This window comes from Streptomyces daghestanicus, from assembly GCF_020521275.1.
Lineage (GTDB): Bacteria > Actinomycetota > Actinomycetes > Streptomycetales > Streptomycetaceae > Streptomyces > Streptomyces griseoviridis.
On sequence record NZ_BNDX01000016.1, the window covers coordinates 611,160 to 626,225 of the forward strand.

General features: G+C 72.2%; 12 protein-coding genes. 3 read left to right on the forward strand and 9 right to left on the reverse strand.

Annotation, left to right across the window (positions count from 1 at the left end; all coding sequences use genetic code 11):
- Position 1 precedes the first annotated feature (1 nt).
- On the reverse strand, positions 2 to 883 hold the full coding sequence (locus tag Sdagh_RS29475; protein WP_189412615.1) for a helix-turn-helix domain-containing protein: 882 nt from the start codon (positions 881 to 883) through the stop codon (positions 2 to 4).
- A 203-nt stretch (positions 884 to 1,086) separates the two neighbouring features.
- Here Sdagh_RS29475 and Sdagh_RS29480 point away from each other — a divergent pair, with 203 nt between their 5' ends.
- The gene (locus tag Sdagh_RS29480) at positions 1,087 to 1,509 is read left to right on the forward strand and encodes an ATP-binding protein (RefSeq protein ID WP_190077229.1); all 423 of its coding nucleotides are present in this window, start codon (positions 1,087 to 1,089) and stop codon (positions 1,507 to 1,509) included.
- A gap of 15 nt (positions 1,510 to 1,524) precedes the next feature.
- Here the strand turns inward: Sdagh_RS29480 and Sdagh_RS29485 are convergent, their stop codons facing one another.
- From Sdagh_RS29485 to pepN, 5 genes are all read right to left on the reverse strand, one after another.
- On the reverse strand, positions 1,525 to 3,846 hold the full coding sequence (locus Sdagh_RS29485; protein ID WP_189412618.1) for a lanthionine synthetase LanC family protein: 2,322 nt from the start codon (positions 3,844 to 3,846) through the stop codon (positions 1,525 to 1,527).
- Positions 3,843 to 4,790: a hypothetical protein gene (locus Sdagh_RS29490; RefSeq protein ID WP_190077230.1), complete on the reverse strand. Its 948-nt coding sequence runs from the start codon at positions 4,788 to 4,790 to the stop codon at positions 3,843 to 3,845. Before Sdagh_RS29490 ends, Sdagh_RS29485 begins: the two co-directional genes overlap by 4 nt.
- A gap of 513 nt (positions 4,791 to 5,303) precedes the next feature.
- Entirely contained in the window at positions 5,304 to 5,633 is a 330-nt protein-coding gene (locus tag Sdagh_RS29495) for a streptolysin S family bacteriocin (protein WP_189412622.1), read from the reverse strand.
- Positions 5,634 to 5,926: 293 nt separating this feature from the next.
- The gene (locus tag Sdagh_RS29500) at positions 5,927 to 6,967 is read right to left on the reverse strand and encodes a hypothetical protein (RefSeq protein ID WP_189412624.1); all 1,041 of its coding nucleotides are present in this window, start codon (positions 6,965 to 6,967) and stop codon (positions 5,927 to 5,929) included.
- A gap of 193 nt (positions 6,968 to 7,160) precedes the next feature.
- The gene (gene pepN / locus Sdagh_RS29505) at positions 7,161 to 9,740 is read right to left on the reverse strand and encodes an aminopeptidase N (RefSeq protein ID WP_190077231.1); all 2,580 of its coding nucleotides are present in this window, start codon (positions 9,738 to 9,740) and stop codon (positions 7,161 to 7,163) included.
- Positions 9,741 to 9,899: 159 nt separating this feature from the next.
- Here pepN and Sdagh_RS29510 point away from each other — a divergent pair, with 159 nt between their 5' ends.
- Entirely contained in the window at positions 9,900 to 10,538 is a 639-nt protein-coding gene (locus Sdagh_RS29510) for a mycothiol-dependent nitroreductase Rv2466c family protein (RefSeq protein ID WP_189412640.1), read from the forward strand.
- 233 nt (positions 10,539 to 10,771) lie between these two features.
- Here Sdagh_RS29510 and Sdagh_RS29515 read toward each other — a convergent pair whose 3' ends face one another.
- The 3 genes from Sdagh_RS29515 to Sdagh_RS29525 form a co-directional block, all read right to left on the reverse strand.
- Positions 10,772 to 11,740, reverse strand: coding sequence for an NAD(P)-dependent oxidoreductase (locus Sdagh_RS29515; RefSeq protein WP_189412642.1), 969 nt, complete (start codon positions 11,738 to 11,740; stop codon positions 10,772 to 10,774).
- Between the two features lie 179 nt (positions 11,741 to 11,919).
- Entirely contained in the window at positions 11,920 to 12,567 is a 648-nt protein-coding gene (locus Sdagh_RS29520) for a superoxide dismutase (RefSeq protein WP_189412644.1), read from the reverse strand.
- 141 nt (positions 12,568 to 12,708) lie between these two features.
- Complete coding sequence (locus Sdagh_RS29525; protein ID WP_189412646.1) at positions 12,709 to 14,085, reverse strand: amino acid permease; 1,377 nt, start codon at positions 14,083 to 14,085, stop codon at positions 12,709 to 12,711.
- A 342-nt stretch (positions 14,086 to 14,427) separates the two neighbouring features.
- Between Sdagh_RS29525 and Sdagh_RS29530 the strand changes: the two genes are divergently transcribed.
- Positions 14,428 to 15,009, forward strand: a complete 582-nt coding sequence (locus Sdagh_RS29530) for a biotin transporter BioY (protein WP_189412647.1) — start codon at positions 14,428 to 14,430, stop codon at positions 15,007 to 15,009.
- The last annotated feature ends 57 nt before the right edge of the window (positions 15,010 to 15,066 follow it).

Here is a 15,066-nt window from a genome sequence, read left to right on the forward strand (position 1 = left end):
GTCACAACTCTCGTTCTAGTCGGCGGAGGAACTCGGGGGTGTCCTCGGGAGGCAGTGCTGATGCTGCCATGGCGTCGAACCGGCGGTGGAACCGGTCGACTTCACGTGGCTTGTCCGAGGTGGACACCGAACCCCACGCGCTGTCCGCCTGCACGCGGGGCGGAAGGGCCGGGCCGAAGTCCAGGATCGCGAAGTCGTTGGTCGACCGGTAGCTCCGGCGGAACGGCAGCACCTGGACGGTGACGTGGTCCCAGCCCGCCAGTTCCTCGATGCGCGCGTACTGCTCGCGCATCACCTCGGCGCCCCCGACCGGATAGCGCAGCGCCGCTTCACCGAGGATGACGTGCAGCTTGACGGGATTCTCACGGGTGAGCACCTCCTGGCGCTTCATCCGCAGTTCCACGCTGCTCCGGATGAACTCCGACGTGTACTCCTCGATCGGTTTGTGCGACTCGTGGGTGGCGAGTGCGTAGGCCTCGGTCTGGAGGAGGCCGTAGACGACTGTCGGGTGGTACGCCTTCATGGACCGGGCCTCCGGTTCGAGTCCGACGAACCCCGGCAACCCGGCGGGCATGAGCCCCCGGTACTGGGTGAGCCAGTCCTGCTGGTTTGACTCCCGGTTGAGACTGATCAGCGACTCGACGACCTCCTCGTCGTCCACGCCGTACTTGTCCAGCAGCTTGCGCAGGTCGCCCACGTTGCGGAAGTTCAGAGAACCCGACTCGATCCGTTGCAGGGATGCCTCGGAGATCCGCAGTCCCACGACCGCCTGTCTGCGGGTGAGGCCTCCGCCCCGTTCGCCCCGGCCGCAGTTCTCACGCAACTGACGAAGCTGAAGACCCAGTTCGAGTCGCTGCGCCGTCCTCCCGCGTTTGGCTGCCATGCGCCACCTCTCCATACTCCGGCACGCTGGGTGCGTCGTCGTGTGCAGAGTGTGACACCCGGTCTGCGTTGCGCGCAGTCGATTGCGCAGAACTGGGCATAGTCCACTTCCTATGCGACTGATTAATCAGGCGGGATTCGATTGATGTCCAGTCACGAGGCCCGTCACCGTGGGGGAACAGCACAAGCCCGGAAGGGGACCCCATGTACGACCACCCTCAACCCCCCACCCTCCTCACCCACGAATGGTCCATGGGCTACCCCATGACCTCCCGCAGCGTCGGCCTGGCCCGCCTCCACGTCCGGCGTCGGCTGATGATGTGGGCGTGGGCCGGAGACGTGGACGACGCCGTGCTCGTCGTCTCGGAGCTGGTCGCCAACGCCGTCCGGCACGGGCGGCTGCCGGGGCACGAGGTGTGGCTGCGGCTGGCGGTGCCGGAGGGCGGCGCGCTGGTCGTCGACGTGTCGGACCCGGTGCGGGCGTTCCCCGAGGTACGGGAGGCCCCTGAGGGCGAGGGCGGGCGCGGTCTGCTGGTCGTGGCCGGGCTGGCCGCGGAGCTGGAGTGGTTCCTGCGGGCGGACGTCGGCAAGACGGTACGGGCGCGGCTGGGCGGCGGTCAGGAATGAGGCCCGACGGAGCGGTCAGCCGGAGGCAGGCGGCAACGGGGCGTCCACGAGGGGAAACGGGGGGAAGAGGTCGGACATGGTCGCCAGCGCGGCCAGAGCCCCGGGCCGGCCTTTCGTGAAGCCGTGGTCGGGCAGGGCCGGGAGCCGGTCACGGACTGCCCGCGCGTCCCGTTCCGTCTCGTCGCGCCAGATGTCCCGCCCGGTGGCCGCCGAGAGCCGGCGCAGGGCGTAGAGGCGGCCGGCGTATCCGCAGCACAGGTCCAAGCCGCGTGGTTCCGCGTCCAGGGCGACGCGCATGGCGTCATCGGCGGCTTGCAGGAAGTCCGGCCGCTCCAGCGTCTGGGCCGCGGCCAGGAACAGCAGGCACAGTCCGGACGCACCGTTGCACCAGCTCGCCTCCCAGCCCGGACGGCACCATCTGCCGAGCGGCCCGGGCCGGCCTTCCAGGCGTTCGCGCACCGCGTGCCGGACCGCTTGCAGAGGCTCGTCCAGGAGACCTGGGGCAGCGGTGGTCCGACCCGTCGCGGCCTGCCAGGCGAGGAGGGCCAGCAGCCATCCCGCGGCACCATGGGCCAGACCGGGACCGGCCGCCGAGTCGGCGTCGGCCACCGCCCGGCCCAGTCGTCCTGCCACACGGTCACCCGCCTCCCTGAGGGACGGGACCTCGTCATCGGGCATCGCGTCCAGTACGTGGGCGTCCATGAGGAGGCAGGAGGCCGCACCATGGGTGAGATCGAGCGGTGAGTGCGGCGTCAGGTGCCGGCCGTGCTCCGCCAGATAGGCCCGTGCGGCCGCGGCGCGGGCGACCCGGTCGTCGAACGCGCGGGAGACGTCGACCGCGCATCCCAGAACGCCCAGCGTGCCGTGCCAGGCGCCCCCGCTGCCCCGTGTCCCCGTCTCCCGGACGGGTGACGTCGGTGCGGTCCTCATCGTTCCGTCGCCGGCCAGGGCCTTGTCCGTCCACAGGACCGACGATGCCAGAAGCGTCGGGTCGTCCGTCAGGCAACTCATGTACCACAGCGTGCTCGCGGTTCCCGCGCAGCCCGACGCCATGGCGGGTGGGACGCTCTGCGAGGACGCGGAGGGGGAAAGGTAGGCCTGGAGATGTTCACGACCGCGGTGGCGCAGTCTCCCGGTCCGTTCTCCGATGCGTCTGCTCCCACGGTCCGTCGCTTCGGTCAGGGCCGCACTGAACTCCGCGAGGTCCGGCCACCGTTCGTCCGGTTGCCGACGCAGCCCGCGCTCCAGGACCAGGAGGGTCTCCCGCAGCGCGGGGTCGAATTCCTCGGCACTGTGTCTCCGGAGGGTCCCGTCGGCCAGGGACTCCAGCAGTTCCCGCTCCGTGTGCACGAAGGGATAGTGGTGGGTCCCCGTGATGAGGAAGTAGAGGAGGGCGGCCATGCTGTACTGCTCGCCGGCGGGCGAGTTCAGGACCTCTCCGGAGCCGGTGATCCGTGCCCGCGCCCACTGGGGGTCCATGAGGCGGGGTACGCCGTGGCGGACCGATGGAGCGTCGGCGGGGCAGGCGTAGGGGAAGTCGATCGCCCAGACGACGTCATCGGGTCCCAGGAGGTAGTTGCCTCCGTGCACATCTCCGTGCAACATCCCGGCTGCGTGGATGGCGGACAGGGCGCCGGCCGTCCGCGCACAGGTCTTGAGCAGACGGGGCATGTCGGCGCGGCGCATCGTTTGCGCCGCGTGATCCACTCGCCGGCCGCGAATGTGCTGCATGACGAGAAGCGGCCGCCGTTGCCGGTCACGGGTGAAGGCCACCAGTTCCGGTACGGTGACGCCCCGGCCGCGAAGGGTTCGGAGCACGGCCGCCTCATGCCGCAGAGGACAGCGCGCGCCAGTGTCACCGGGCGTCCGGCCGAGCTTGCAGACGACCAGCTCTCCGGAGGCGTCGCCGGCCGTGTACACGTCGCTGTCCTCGTAGGACTGAAGGCAGTCCACCACCTTCCATCGCCCGAGATCCTCCCCTGCCTGGTGGATGGGCCCGTGGTCCGGGTCGTCGGCGGATGTCAGGAGACCGAGATGGCGAAGGCGCACGAGTGCCGGGTAGCACTCGTCGAGGACGCGTTCGGGAGAGGTGCCGGTGTGCCGCGCGTGGCGGATCACCGCCGTGACGACGGGCGTGGGGTCGTGGAACTCGGCGATGAGCCGCAGCACGGCGCTGTTGACGAACGTGGCGTTGAGACGGCTGGACCGGCGGCCCAGCACGGCCCCGCCGGTATCGAAGTCACCGCCCAGGGAGTCGCGTACGGTGGCAGGGAGGTCACGAGCCGGAACGACGGACAGGTCCTCAGGGACGACGAGTGGCGTGTCTGTGATCATCATCGGCCCCTGTCCGTCCAGGTCCAGTCATCGGTGTTCAGGCCGGCGAGACGGAGCCGCTCCAGTACGGCGGCGACGCGCTCCTGCGGGGAGGCGTGACCTGTCGCGGCGAGCGTCTCCGCGGCGAGCCGGCACACATGAAGGCGCCAGCTGGCACGCTCGTGCCAGGCGGGCCGTCCTCTCCAGTCCGGAGGATCGGTGGCCCGCGTGACCAGAGGGCCGGCGGCGGTGGCGGCGGTGAACGGCAGGGGTTGCACCTCCACCGGCCCTGCCGCGGCGGCGACATCGGCCGCCACCTGGTCGGCGGCGCCGGTATCCGACAGGTACAGCACGAACTTGTCCGGTCGCAGGACGGAGGCGAGATCGAAGCCGAGCTTGAACCCGCTCACGGAGGGACGGGCCAGTACCGGCATGATCTGCCGCAGGACGGCCGGCAGTTCTTCCGGAACGCAGCACACGTACAGCTTCGTGCTCGGATGCGGCGAGGACTTCTTCCCCCACCGCCGCCACACCCAGGTGTCAGGGGTGCGCGGGAGGCGCCCGTACCCGGCTTCCTCAAGTCCCAGGAGACCCAACCCAAGCCACCCTTCCACCGCCTGTTCGTCGGGCAGCCGCGAGGACCAGCGAGCGGACACCGGGCGCCGTCCGTAGAAGTACAGGCGACGGGTCAGGTCCTCGGGGGTGGCGGGTGGGAAGGCCGCCGCCCACCAGAGAGCGGACAGGCTCACCGAGGAGTCGTCGGCGGCCTGACGCGTGCACACCTCGGGTGGACGACCGGGCGGGACCGCGCGGATCAGCCCTTCCAGTTCCAGAATCCGGAGCAGGCTCTCATCGAGTTCCACCTCGTCCGTGCGGACTTCGCCCCTGCGGGCCATGTCGCCCACGGCCTCGGCGACGCCGGCGGGCAGAATCCTGACGCGAGCCGGGGACTCATCGGAGATCAACACGCCGCCGTCGGCGGGAATCCGCAGGCCGGCACAGCCCGCGTGCTCCCTCGCCTCATCACCGGGGGCGTACGACCATGTCGGCGTCAGTCCGATTCGCTGCCGGGCACCCACGGAGCCGGGTCCTTCACCCTCGGCGTGACCGGACCACTTGGTCCACTTCGTTCAGAGCCGCTTTGAGCGACTCCTTGAGGACGCTCAACTCCACCTCCGGGATCGGGGCTTCCATCAGGGCCGAGGTGCAGCTACAGGTACAACTACAGGTACAACTGCACGTGCAGCCGCACCCGGGGCCACCGGAGCTGTCGTCGCTTCCGAGGACCTCGTCGAACGCCCCGGAAACGCGCCGGCCGCTCCGCACCACGCCGGGCGGGAGCAGCGTGTCCTCCACCCTCAGGGTCAGATTGTTGATCGTGTAGTCAGCCACAGCACTCATGCCTCCGTGACAGTGAGCACGGCGTGGCCCGAAAGCCCTACGGGCCGCGCCTCGTCCGAGCCGGGTGGGAGGGGGGACTGTCAGCGGGCACGCTTCTGTTGGGCGATCTGTTCGAGGTCCTCCAGCGCGGCCCTGAGCGACTCCCGCAGTACTGTCAGCTCCACATCCGGAATGTCCTGCCGTTGGAGTTCCTCCCCGTCGGTGAGGGAACCGCCGGAGGTGCTGGTGCATGTGCACGAACACGTACATGAGCACGTGCACCCACACCCTGCGGCGGCCTCCGCCACCACCCGGTTGTCGGCCGCCGCTCTCGCGTCCCCCAGGTACTTGCCCTGGCTGCGGACAACTCCTTGGGGAAGCGCCTGCTCCTCGACCCGGACCGTCAGATTGCTGATTCTGTAGTCGGCCATGACGATTGCATCTCTGTCTTCCACGCCGGCATGGCGTGCCTTCTCGATTGAGGTGGGTGCTCTTCGTCCGGGCGGAGCTCCTGGAACGTCCCGAAGACGTCCGCCGGCCGGTACACCCGGTACGTGACGGAGGCTTGCGCTCCCTGGTCACGCGGACGCGTGTGATGAGCTCATGCGGTGCGTCGTACAGCGGAGTGTCGGCTGTACGGCCGCTCGGGGCTCGTAATCCCCAGCCTAGTTGGGTGTTCCGGCGCTGTCCTGTCGAGCCGCTGCCCGGCGAGTGCCGTCCGTCGTCACCGCGGCAGCACGACGACGTACGAGGCCGGTTCCCGGTCGTTCGCCGCCATCAACGCCGTGCGGACGACCACCGCCTGGTGTTCCGGGCAGTCCCGGAGTTTGCGCGGCGTGAGGTGGACGACCGTGATGCCCAGCCCCTCCAGGCGTTCCCGCTGGGCCGCGTACCGGGCCCACAGCGCGTCGTCGTCCTGGCGGTGGGCGCGGGTGTCCAGCGCCACCGCCACCGCCTGCTCGGGCCAGTACGCGTCGAGGCCGCCGAGGGAGGGGCCGCCGGGCAGCCGCAGGTCGACGTTCCACACCGGCTCGGGCAGGCCGTACTCGCGCACCATCCGGTAGAGCCGCTCCTCCGCGAGGGCCCGCCCCTCGGCGACCAGCGACTCCACCGCGTCCACCACGTGCGGCCGGCTCAGCAGCCGCGCCCGCCGCAGCTCCCGTACCACCGCCGCCGGCTCGCAGTGCCCGCCGCGCACCGCCTCCGTCAGCAGCCGCCGCACCGGCCCGGGGTCGGTCAGGCCGGCCACGGCGTCGGCCAGGGCGCGGGCGACCGGGGCCACGGGCACGCCGGTGACGGTCCGGGCCCCCGGCAGCGCCGCCGTGCGGACGATCCGCGCGCAGCCGGCCGAGCGCAGCCGGCGCTGCCGGGGCACCAGGACGTCGATGACGTCCAGGGACGGCAGCGGGGGAGCGCCGGCGACGCCGTGCAGGGTCAGTGCGGCCAGACCCGTGATCATCGCCTCGGACCGGTCGGGCCCGGACCCGTCGCCCGGTCCGGGCTGGGCGGGGACGGCACCCGGGGCCCGCTCCCGCGCCGCGTACAGCAGCACGGCGTGCAGCCGCTCCTGGCTGGTCGGCGGGCCCGGCCGGAGCAGGACGACGCCGGGCAGGAGCTGCTGCCAGGGGCCGCCGGGCCGGCAGTGCTCGGCGGTCTCGGCGGCCGTCACGCCGTACGCGCGCAGCCGGGCCGAGGTGAGCAGCCGTTCCGGGCCGGTGACCAGGTCGTGCGGCGGGCGGGGGGAGAGCGGGGTGTCGTGCGTCATGACGGGGACGTTGCCCATGTCCGATCCGTCCGTTAACCACTGTTACAAGTCCGACACCAAACCTGGACAGAACAGCCCTGAAGGACGCGTGTTCGGATACCGGAAACCCCTGGCCCGCTCGGGTGGTGGCCAGGGGTCACGGGTTTGACCGTAACGATCACGGAACGCCAGACCGTTGGCCAGAGATAGGTGGCTACCCGGCCGCCGCGTCGCACGCCTGTCCGCGCAGCGCCCGCGCCAGGTCGTCCCGCGCCTCCAGCACCAGCCGCCGCAGCGCGGGCGCCGCCCCCTCGTGGGCGGCGAGCCAGGCGTCGGTCGCCGCCAGCGTGTCCGGCGAGTCCTGGAGCGCCGGGAACAGCCCCCGGACCACGTCCATGCCGATCTGGATGGACCGCTCGCCCCACACCCGCTCGATCGCGGCGAAGTACTTCTCCGCGTACGGCGCGATCAGCTCCCGCTGCGCGGGCTGCGCGAAGCCCGAGATCGTCGCCTCGACCAGGGCGTTGGACAGCGCGTCCGACTCCACCACCTGCGCCCACGCCTGCGCCTTGACCGCCGCCGACGGCCGGGCGGCCAGGCAGCGGACCTGGTGCCGCTTGCCGGAGGCGGTGTCGTCCCGGGCGAGTTCGGCGGCCAGCTCCTTCTCGCCGGCCACGCCGTGCACCGCGAGCGCCTCCAGGAAGGTCCAGCGCAGCTCCTGGTCGACGTCCAGCCCCGGTACGGCGTCGCCGTCGCCGTCCAGCAGCGCGGTCAGCAGCTCGAAGGCGGCCGGGCCGTCGGCCACGTGCGCGAAGAACCGCGCCCAGGCGAGCTGCCGCTCGCTGCCCGGCTCGGCGGCCGTCAGCCGCCGCCGGGCCCCCTCGGAGAGCCGCCGCCCGGCCTCGCCCCGCCGCTCGGGCGCGGTGTAGTGCACGGCCGCCGACTCCGCCCAGGCGTGCAGCATCTGGAGCACGCCGATGTCGGTCTCCCGCTCCCCGAACCGCAGCACCAGGTCGATGAAGTCCCGGGCCGGCAGCAGCGCGTCCCGGGTCATGTTCCACAGCGCCGACCAGCACAGCGCTCGGGCCAGCGGGTCGGTCATGTCACCGAGCGCGGCGCGCAGCGTGGCCAGCGAGGTCGCGTCGAAGCGGATCTTGCAGTACGTCAGGTCGTCGTCGTTGACCAGCACCAGCTCCGGCGCCTGCTCCCCGGCCAGCCCGGTGACGACCGTACGCGGCCCGTCCACGTCCGCCTCCGCCCGCGCGTACCGCTCCAGCGCGCCGCCCTCGCCACGGCGGTACAGCCCGATCGCCACCCGGTGCGGACGCAGTTCGGGGTGCGACTCGGCGGCCTCCTGCACCACCACCAGCTCGTCGATCCGCCCGTCGGTGGTGAGCAGCACCTGCGGGGTGAGGGAGTTGACCCCGGCCGTCTGGAGCCAGGACCGCGCCCAGGCGGACATGTCCCGCCCGCTGGTCTCCTCCAGCACCGCCAGCAGGTCGCCGAGGCGCGTGTTGCCGTACGCGTGGCGCTTGAAGTAGCGCCGGGCACCCTCCAGGAACGCGTCCTGGCCGACGTACGCCACGAGCTGCTTGAGGACGGAGGCGCCCTTGGCGTACGTGATGCCGTCGAAGTTGAGCTTGGCGTCCTCCAGGTCGCGGATGTCGGCCGTGATCGGATGCGTGGAGGGGAGCTGGTCGGCGCGGTACGCCCAGGCCTTGCGGCGGTTGGCGAAGGTGATCCAGGCGTCCTTGAACCGGGTCGCGCCGACGTTGGCGAAGGCGCCCATGAAGTCCGCGAAGGACTCCTTCAGCCACAGGTCGTCCCACCACTCCATGGTGACCAGGTCGCCGAACCACATGTGCGCCATCTCGTGCAGGATCGTGTTGGCGCGGCCCTCGTACGACGACCGGGTCACCTTCCCGCGGAAGATGTACTCCTCGCGGAAGGTCACCAGGCCCGGGTTCTCCATCGCGCCGAGGTTGTACTCGGGCACGAACGCCTGGTCGTACTTGCCGAACGGGTACGGGTAATCGAAGTGGTCGTGGAAGAAGTCCAGGCCCTGCTTGGTGATCAGGAAGACGTCGTCGGCGTCGAAGTGCGGCGCCAGCCCCTTGCGGCACAGCGCGCCGAGCGGGACGCGCAGCCGCGTCCCGTCCGCGAGGGTCCGCTCGTAGGTGTCGGTCACATAGTGGTACGGCCCCGCGACCACGCAGGTGATGTACGTCGAGATCGGCTTCGTCTCCGCGAACCGCCACACCCCGTCGGCGCGCTCCCCGGCGCCGCCCGACCACACCGTCCACTCCTCGGGCGCCCGCACCTCGAAGCGGAACGGTGCCTTCAGGTCGGGCTGCTCGAAGTTGGCGAAGACCCGGCGCGCGTCGGCCGGCTCGTACTGCGTGTACAGGTAGACCTCGCCGTCCTCCGGGTCGACGAACCGGTGCAGGCCCTCGCCGGTGCGGGAGTACGCGCACCGGGCGTCGACCACCAGCTCGTTGTCGGCGGCCAGGTCCTCCAGGACGATCCGGGAGCCGTCGAACACCTCGCTCGGGTCGAGGTCGCGGCCGTTGAGGGACACGGCGGTCACGGCCGGCGCGATCAGGTCGGCGAAGCTGGACGCGCCCGGCTCGTTGCAGCGGAAGCGGATCGTGGTGACGGACCGGAAGGTGCGCGGCCCGTTCCCGTGGTGCTCGCCCACCGCCGAGCGGACGTCGAGGGACACCTCGTAGCCGTCGACGGAGAGCAGGGCGGCCCGCTCCCGGGCCTCGTCACGGGACAGATTCTCACCGGGCACGGGCGGCACTCCCTCGGATCGCAGGACGTGTGTTCAGGATGTGGACAGCACCGATCCTGCCATGTGCCCCTGACGGCGCCCAGCCGGGGAATGGCCGGTGCGGGCGGTGGTGTTCCATGGGGGGACCACCTGCTACGACGCGCCGCCCCGAGGAGAGACATGCCGGAGAAGACCCCCGTCGATTTCTGGTTCGACCCGCTGTGCCCCTGGGCCTGGATGACCTCCCGCTGGGTGCTGGAGGTGGAGAAGGTCCGGGACATCCAGGTGCGCTGGCACGTGATGAGCCTGGCCGTCCTCAACGAGGACAAGCTCGACGACCTCCCCGAGGAGTACCGCGAGATGCTCGCGACCAAGGCATGGGGCCCGGTCCGCGTCGTCATCGCCGCCCAGGAGGAGCACGGTCCCGAGGTCCTCGGCGACCTGTACACCGCGCTCGGCACCCGCTTCCACAACCAGGGCGAGGGCCCCACCAAGGAGGCGACCGCCGCCGCGCTGGAGGACGCCGGGCTGCCCCAGTCCCTCCTGGACCACTGGGACGACACCCCCTACGAGCCGCAGCTGCGCGCCTCCCACAAGGAGGGCATCGACAAGGTCGGCCAGGAGGTCGGCACCCCCGTCATCGCCGTCCCCGGCGCCGACGGCGAGCAGCTCGCCTTCTTCGGCCCGGTCGTCACCCCCGCCCCCAAGGGCGAGGAGGCGGCCCGCCTCTGGGACGGCACCCTCGCGGTCGCCTCCGTCCCCGGCTTCTACGAGATCAAGCGCACCCGCACCAAGGGGCCGGACTTCTCCAACCTCTAGGGAGGGCCTGTCGTCCGGATGACGCCGCGGACGCGGGGCCTGGTACGCATACCTGCCGCGTTGTCGTCACTCGCCGACGCTCCGCGGCGGCTCCCTCTTCCGCCTCGCATCCGCACGCACCAGGGCCCGCTCACCGGCGCGGGGAAGGCGCAGCCGATTCCCCGCGACCTGATCCGACAGGCCCTGGGCACGCACGCCTCCAGGCACGCACAGCCCCCGCGGGCGGGCGCCGGTCAGGCCGGTGTCCGCCCGCGCACCCGCCGGCCGACCACCGCGGCGGCGGCCCGCGCCGCCTTCTCGGCCACCGCCCGCGAGGTGCCGCCCAGGTGCGGTGTGAGGATCACCCGGTCGGAGAGGCCCCGCAGCCGCGCCCCCGGCGGCAGCGGCTCCCGGGCGTGGCAGTCCAGCGCCGCCATCGCCACCCGCCCGCTCTCCAGCGCGTCGCCCAGCGCGTCCTCGTCCAGCAGCGTGCCCTGTGCCGTGTTCACGACCACCGCGCCGCGCGGCAGCAGGCCCAGCTCGCGGGCTCCGACCAGGACCGGTGCGCCGGGCGCCGGACGGGCGTGCAGGGTGAGGACCCGGGAGCGGGCCAGCAGGTCGTCCAGCCGGGACACCCGCAGCCCGTGGATCTCGCCGCGCGCCTCCGGGTCGTACACCATCACCTGCGCGCCGAACGCGCACAGCACCCGGGCCACCCGGCCGCCCACCGCCCCGTGCCCCACCACGCCGACGGGGAGGTCCTCCAGCTCCAGGCCGCCGTGTTCCCGGGCGTGCCGGGCCGCCGCCGTCCAGTCACCGGCGAGGAGCAGCTCGTGGGCGCGCGGGATGCGGCGCAGCGCCGACAGCATCAGGCCGAGCGTGTACTCGGCGGTGGCGGCGGCCTCGCTGCCGGGCGTACGGCGGACCGTGACCCCGCGCCGCCCGGCCGCGGCCAGGTCGACGCCGGGCGGGCCGCCCCGGCAGACCACGACCAGCCGCAGCGCCGGGCAGGACGCCAGCACCCGGGCGGTGACCGGGGTGGTGCGGGTGATCAGGACCTCGGTGTCCGTCCCCAGCGCCCCGGACAGCTCGTCCTCGCCGGCCGACGTCAGTTCCCGCAGTTCCAGCGGGCGCCCGCGCAGTTCCTCGCCGACCGCCCGGGCGATCAGCGCCGCCGGGACGACCTCGTCACCGGCGGCCACGACACGTAACGGATCGCTCATCCTACGGACGGTGCGCGCGCCGCGGTCCGCCGTCAATCCCCGGAACCGGCCAGAGCGGCACCGGGGAGCGCACGGGAGACCCCCGCGAGTCACGTCCTCGCGGGGGTCCCCCTTCTGCCGCCCGCCGTCGTGAAGGGTGAGAAGACGATCACGAGGCGGGACGCATCACGGCGGCCCGGTCAGGGCGCCAGCAGCAGGACGTCCGCGCGCGACTTCGCCGCCGCGTACCGCCGGGCCACGTCCTGCCAGTCGACGACGGCCCACATGGCCTCGATGAAGTCGACCTTCTGGTTCTTGTACTGCAGGTAGAAGGCGTGCTCCCAGGCGTCGAAGACCAGGATCGGCACCGAGCCCTGGCCGACGTTGCCCTGGTGGTCGTAGACCTGCTCGACGATCAGCCGGCCGCTGAGCGGCTCATAGGCGAGGACGCCCCAGCCGGAGCCCTGGGTGGTCGCGGCGGCCTTGGTGAGCTGTGCCTTGAATCCGGCGAAGGAGCCGAAGGACCCGGTGATGGCGTCCGCCAGGTCACCCACCCCGTCGGCGGCCAGCGGCTCGCCGCCGCCGTCCTTCGGACCGGTCATGTTCTGCCAGTAGATCGAGTGCAGGATGTGCCCGGAGAGGTGGAAACCGAGGTTCTTCTCCAGGCCGTTGATCGAGCCCCACTGCTCCTTGTCGCGGGCCTCGGCGAGCTGCTCCAGGGTGTCGTTGGCGCCCTTCACATAGGCCGCGTGGTGCTTGTCGTGGTGCAGCTCGATGATCTCGGGACTGATCACCGGGGCCAGCGCGGAGTAGTCGTACGGCAGTTCCGGAAGCGTGTAGACGGGCATGGCGGATCGATCCCCTCCGACCTCTTATTGCACAAAGCTTGCAGGTGCACGCTAGCAGCAGAAAGGTCTCGGGGAGGCCGGGCGCGCGAAAACGGCCCCCGCGCGGAGATGTCCTCCACGCGGGGGCCGTCCGTACGGTGGTCAGTCCCGGACCCGCCGCCGCTGCCGGGCGTACCCGGCCGCCGCCAGCGCCGCCGTCATCGCGCCCGTCGCGTACAGCTGCACCCGGGTCTCCGGCTCCCGGGCCATCAGGACGAAGACCGCCGCCATGCCCGCCAGCGCCACCCAGGTCAGCACCGGGTACGCCCACATCCGCACCACCAGCCGCTCCGGCGCGGCCCGCTCCAGCTCCCGGCGCAGCCTCAGCTGTGACACGGCGATGAAGGCCCAGACGACCAGGATGACCGCGCCGGTCATGTTCAGCAGCCAGGAGAAGACGTCGTCGGGGCGCCAGTAGCTGAGCAGCACGCAGAAGAAGCCGAAGACCGAGGAGACCAGGACGGCGGTGCGCGGCACCCCGCCCGGCGCCCGCCCCAGCGCCTCGGGGCCCTGCCCGCGCTCCACCAGGGAGTAGGCGATCCGGGAGGAGCCGTAGATGTTGGCGTTCATCGCGCTCAGCAGGGCGACCAGGACGACGACGTTCATCAGCTGCCCGGCGCCCGGGATGCCCAGCTCGTCGAGGGCGGCGACGTACGGGCCCTTCTCGACGACCTCCTCGGAGTCCCACGGGACGAGGGTGACGACGACCGCCATCGAGCCGATGTAGAACACCGCGATCCGCCACATCGCGGTGCGCACCGCGCTCGCCACGCCCTTGACCGGGTCCTCCGACTCGGCGGCGGCGATGGTGACCGTCTCCAGGCCGCCGTAGGCGAAGACCGAGGCCAGCAGGCCGATGATCAGGCCGTCGCCACCGTGCGGGAGGAAGGGGGTGAGGTGCGAGCCGCCCGGGGAGTCGGTGCCGGGCAGGACGCCCGCGATCGCCAGCACGCCCAGGACGAGGAACAGGGTGATCGCGCCCACCTTCAGCGCGGCGAACCAGAACTCGAACTCGCCGAAGTTCTTCACGGCGGCCAGGTTGGCGCCGCAGAACACCACCATGAACAGCGCCACCCACGCCCACTCGGGGGTGCCCGGCAGCCAGCCGCTCACGATCCGCGCGGCGCCGATGCCCTCCAGGCCCACGGCCGAGCAGAGCAGCACCCAGAACGCCCAGCCCGCGGTGAACCCGGCCCACGGGCCGATCGCCCGCTCGGCGTGCGCCGAGAAGGAACCCGACGAGGGATACGCGGCGGACATCTCGCCCAGCATCCGCATCACCAGCATCACCAGCACGCCGGAGAGGGCGTAGGCGACGACGATCGACGGTCCGGCGGCGGCGATGCCGGCCCCGGACCCGACGAACAGCCCCGCCCCGATCACCCCGCCGAGGGCGATCATCGACAGGTGGCGCTGCTTGAGGCCGTGGGAGAGGGCGGTGGCCGGGGCGGTGGCCGGGGTGGTGGTACTGCGGGGCATGGGCGCGGCTCGTCCCTTGCTGCGAGGGGGCAAAAACGTCCACAGTCTGGGCGGCCGGGCCACGCGGTGGCAGTGACCGCCCAGTATGCGGACGGGCGACTTCCGGAGGGTGATGTTCCGGTCACGCGGCGGCAGAGGGCGACGGCGTGGCGCCGTGCGACCCTCACCACGCGCCCCCCGTGACCGGCATCACGTCCCGGCCGGTGTACGCCGCCCCCGTTGTCCGAAGCCAACCAAGCCCCCGTTCCCGCCTTTGTCGGGCGCCGACGGTGATCCGTGTCAGCACCCCGGTATAGCGTCACGGTGTCCCGATCTGCCCACCCTCACCCGCGGAGGCCCCCCATGAGCACCGCCACCGTCCTCGCCCGTCCCGGCAGGGTCCTCGCCGACCTGCTCCCGGCCTCCCGCGTGAAGGACGCCGCGCTCGTGGCCGGCGGCGCCGCGCTGGTCGGCCTCGCCGCCCAGATAGCCGTGCCCGTGCCGGGCTCCCCGGTCCCGGTGACCGGCCAGACCTTCGCCGCGCTGCTCGTCGGCACCGCCCTCGGCGCCGGCCGCGGCGTCCTCTCGCTCGCGCTGTACGCGCTGGTCGGCATGGCGGGCGTGCCGTGGTTCGCGGGCGGCGTCTCCGGCACCGCCGCGCCGTCGCTCGGCTATGTCTTCGGCATGCTGATCGCCGCCTCCGTCATGGGCGCCCTCGCCCGGCGCGGCGCCGACCGCTCCGCCTGGCGCACGGCCGGCGCGATGCTGCTCGGCGAGGCGGTCATCTACGCCGTCGGCGTGCCGTACCTGGCCCTGGCCACCGGCATGTCCGCCGGCGCGGCGATCGCGGCGGGCCTCACCCCGTTCCTGATCGGCGACGCCCTGAAGGCCGCCCTGGCGATGGGCGTGCTGCCCGCCGCCTGGAAGCTGGCCGACCGGCGCTGACGCCGCCGCCCTCACGGCGAGGAAGGGCCCGCCGGGACGCAGGACGTCCCGGCGGGC

Excerpts from the sequence above, each read along its gene's own strand:
- Sdagh_RS29475 (WP_189412615.1), bottom strand. The coding sequence starts at position 883 with ATGGCAGCCAAACGCGGGAGGACGGCGCAGCGACTCGAACTGGGTCTT.
- Sdagh_RS29480 (WP_190077229.1), top strand. The coding sequence starts at position 1,087 with ATGTACGACCACCCTCAACCCCCCACCCTCCTCACCCACGAATGGTCC.
- Sdagh_RS29485 (WP_189412618.1), bottom strand. The coding sequence starts at position 3,846 with ATGATGATCACAGACACGCCACTCGTCGTCCCTGAGGACCTGTCCGTC.
- Sdagh_RS29495 (WP_189412622.1), bottom strand. The coding sequence starts at position 5,633 with ATGGCCGACTACAGAATCAGCAATCTGACGGTCCGGGTCGAGGAGCAG.
- Sdagh_RS29500 (WP_189412624.1), bottom strand. The coding sequence starts at position 6,967 with ATGACGCACGACACCCCGCTCTCCCCCCGCCCGCCGCACGACCTGGTC.
- Sdagh_RS29510 (WP_189412640.1), top strand. The coding sequence starts at position 9,900 with ATGCCGGAGAAGACCCCCGTCGATTTCTGGTTCGACCCGCTGTGCCCC.
- Sdagh_RS29515 (WP_189412642.1), bottom strand. The coding sequence starts at position 11,740 with ATGAGCGATCCGTTACGTGTCGTGGCCGCCGGTGACGAGGTCGTCCCG.
- Sdagh_RS29520 (WP_189412644.1), bottom strand. The coding sequence starts at position 12,567 with ATGCCCGTCTACACGCTTCCGGAACTGCCGTACGACTACTCCGCGCTG.
- Sdagh_RS29525 (WP_189412646.1), bottom strand. The coding sequence starts at position 14,085 with ATGCCCCGCAGTACCACCACCCCGGCCACCGCCCCGGCCACCGCCCTC.
- Sdagh_RS29530 (WP_189412647.1), top strand. The coding sequence starts at position 14,428 with ATGAGCACCGCCACCGTCCTCGCCCGTCCCGGCAGGGTCCTCGCCGAC.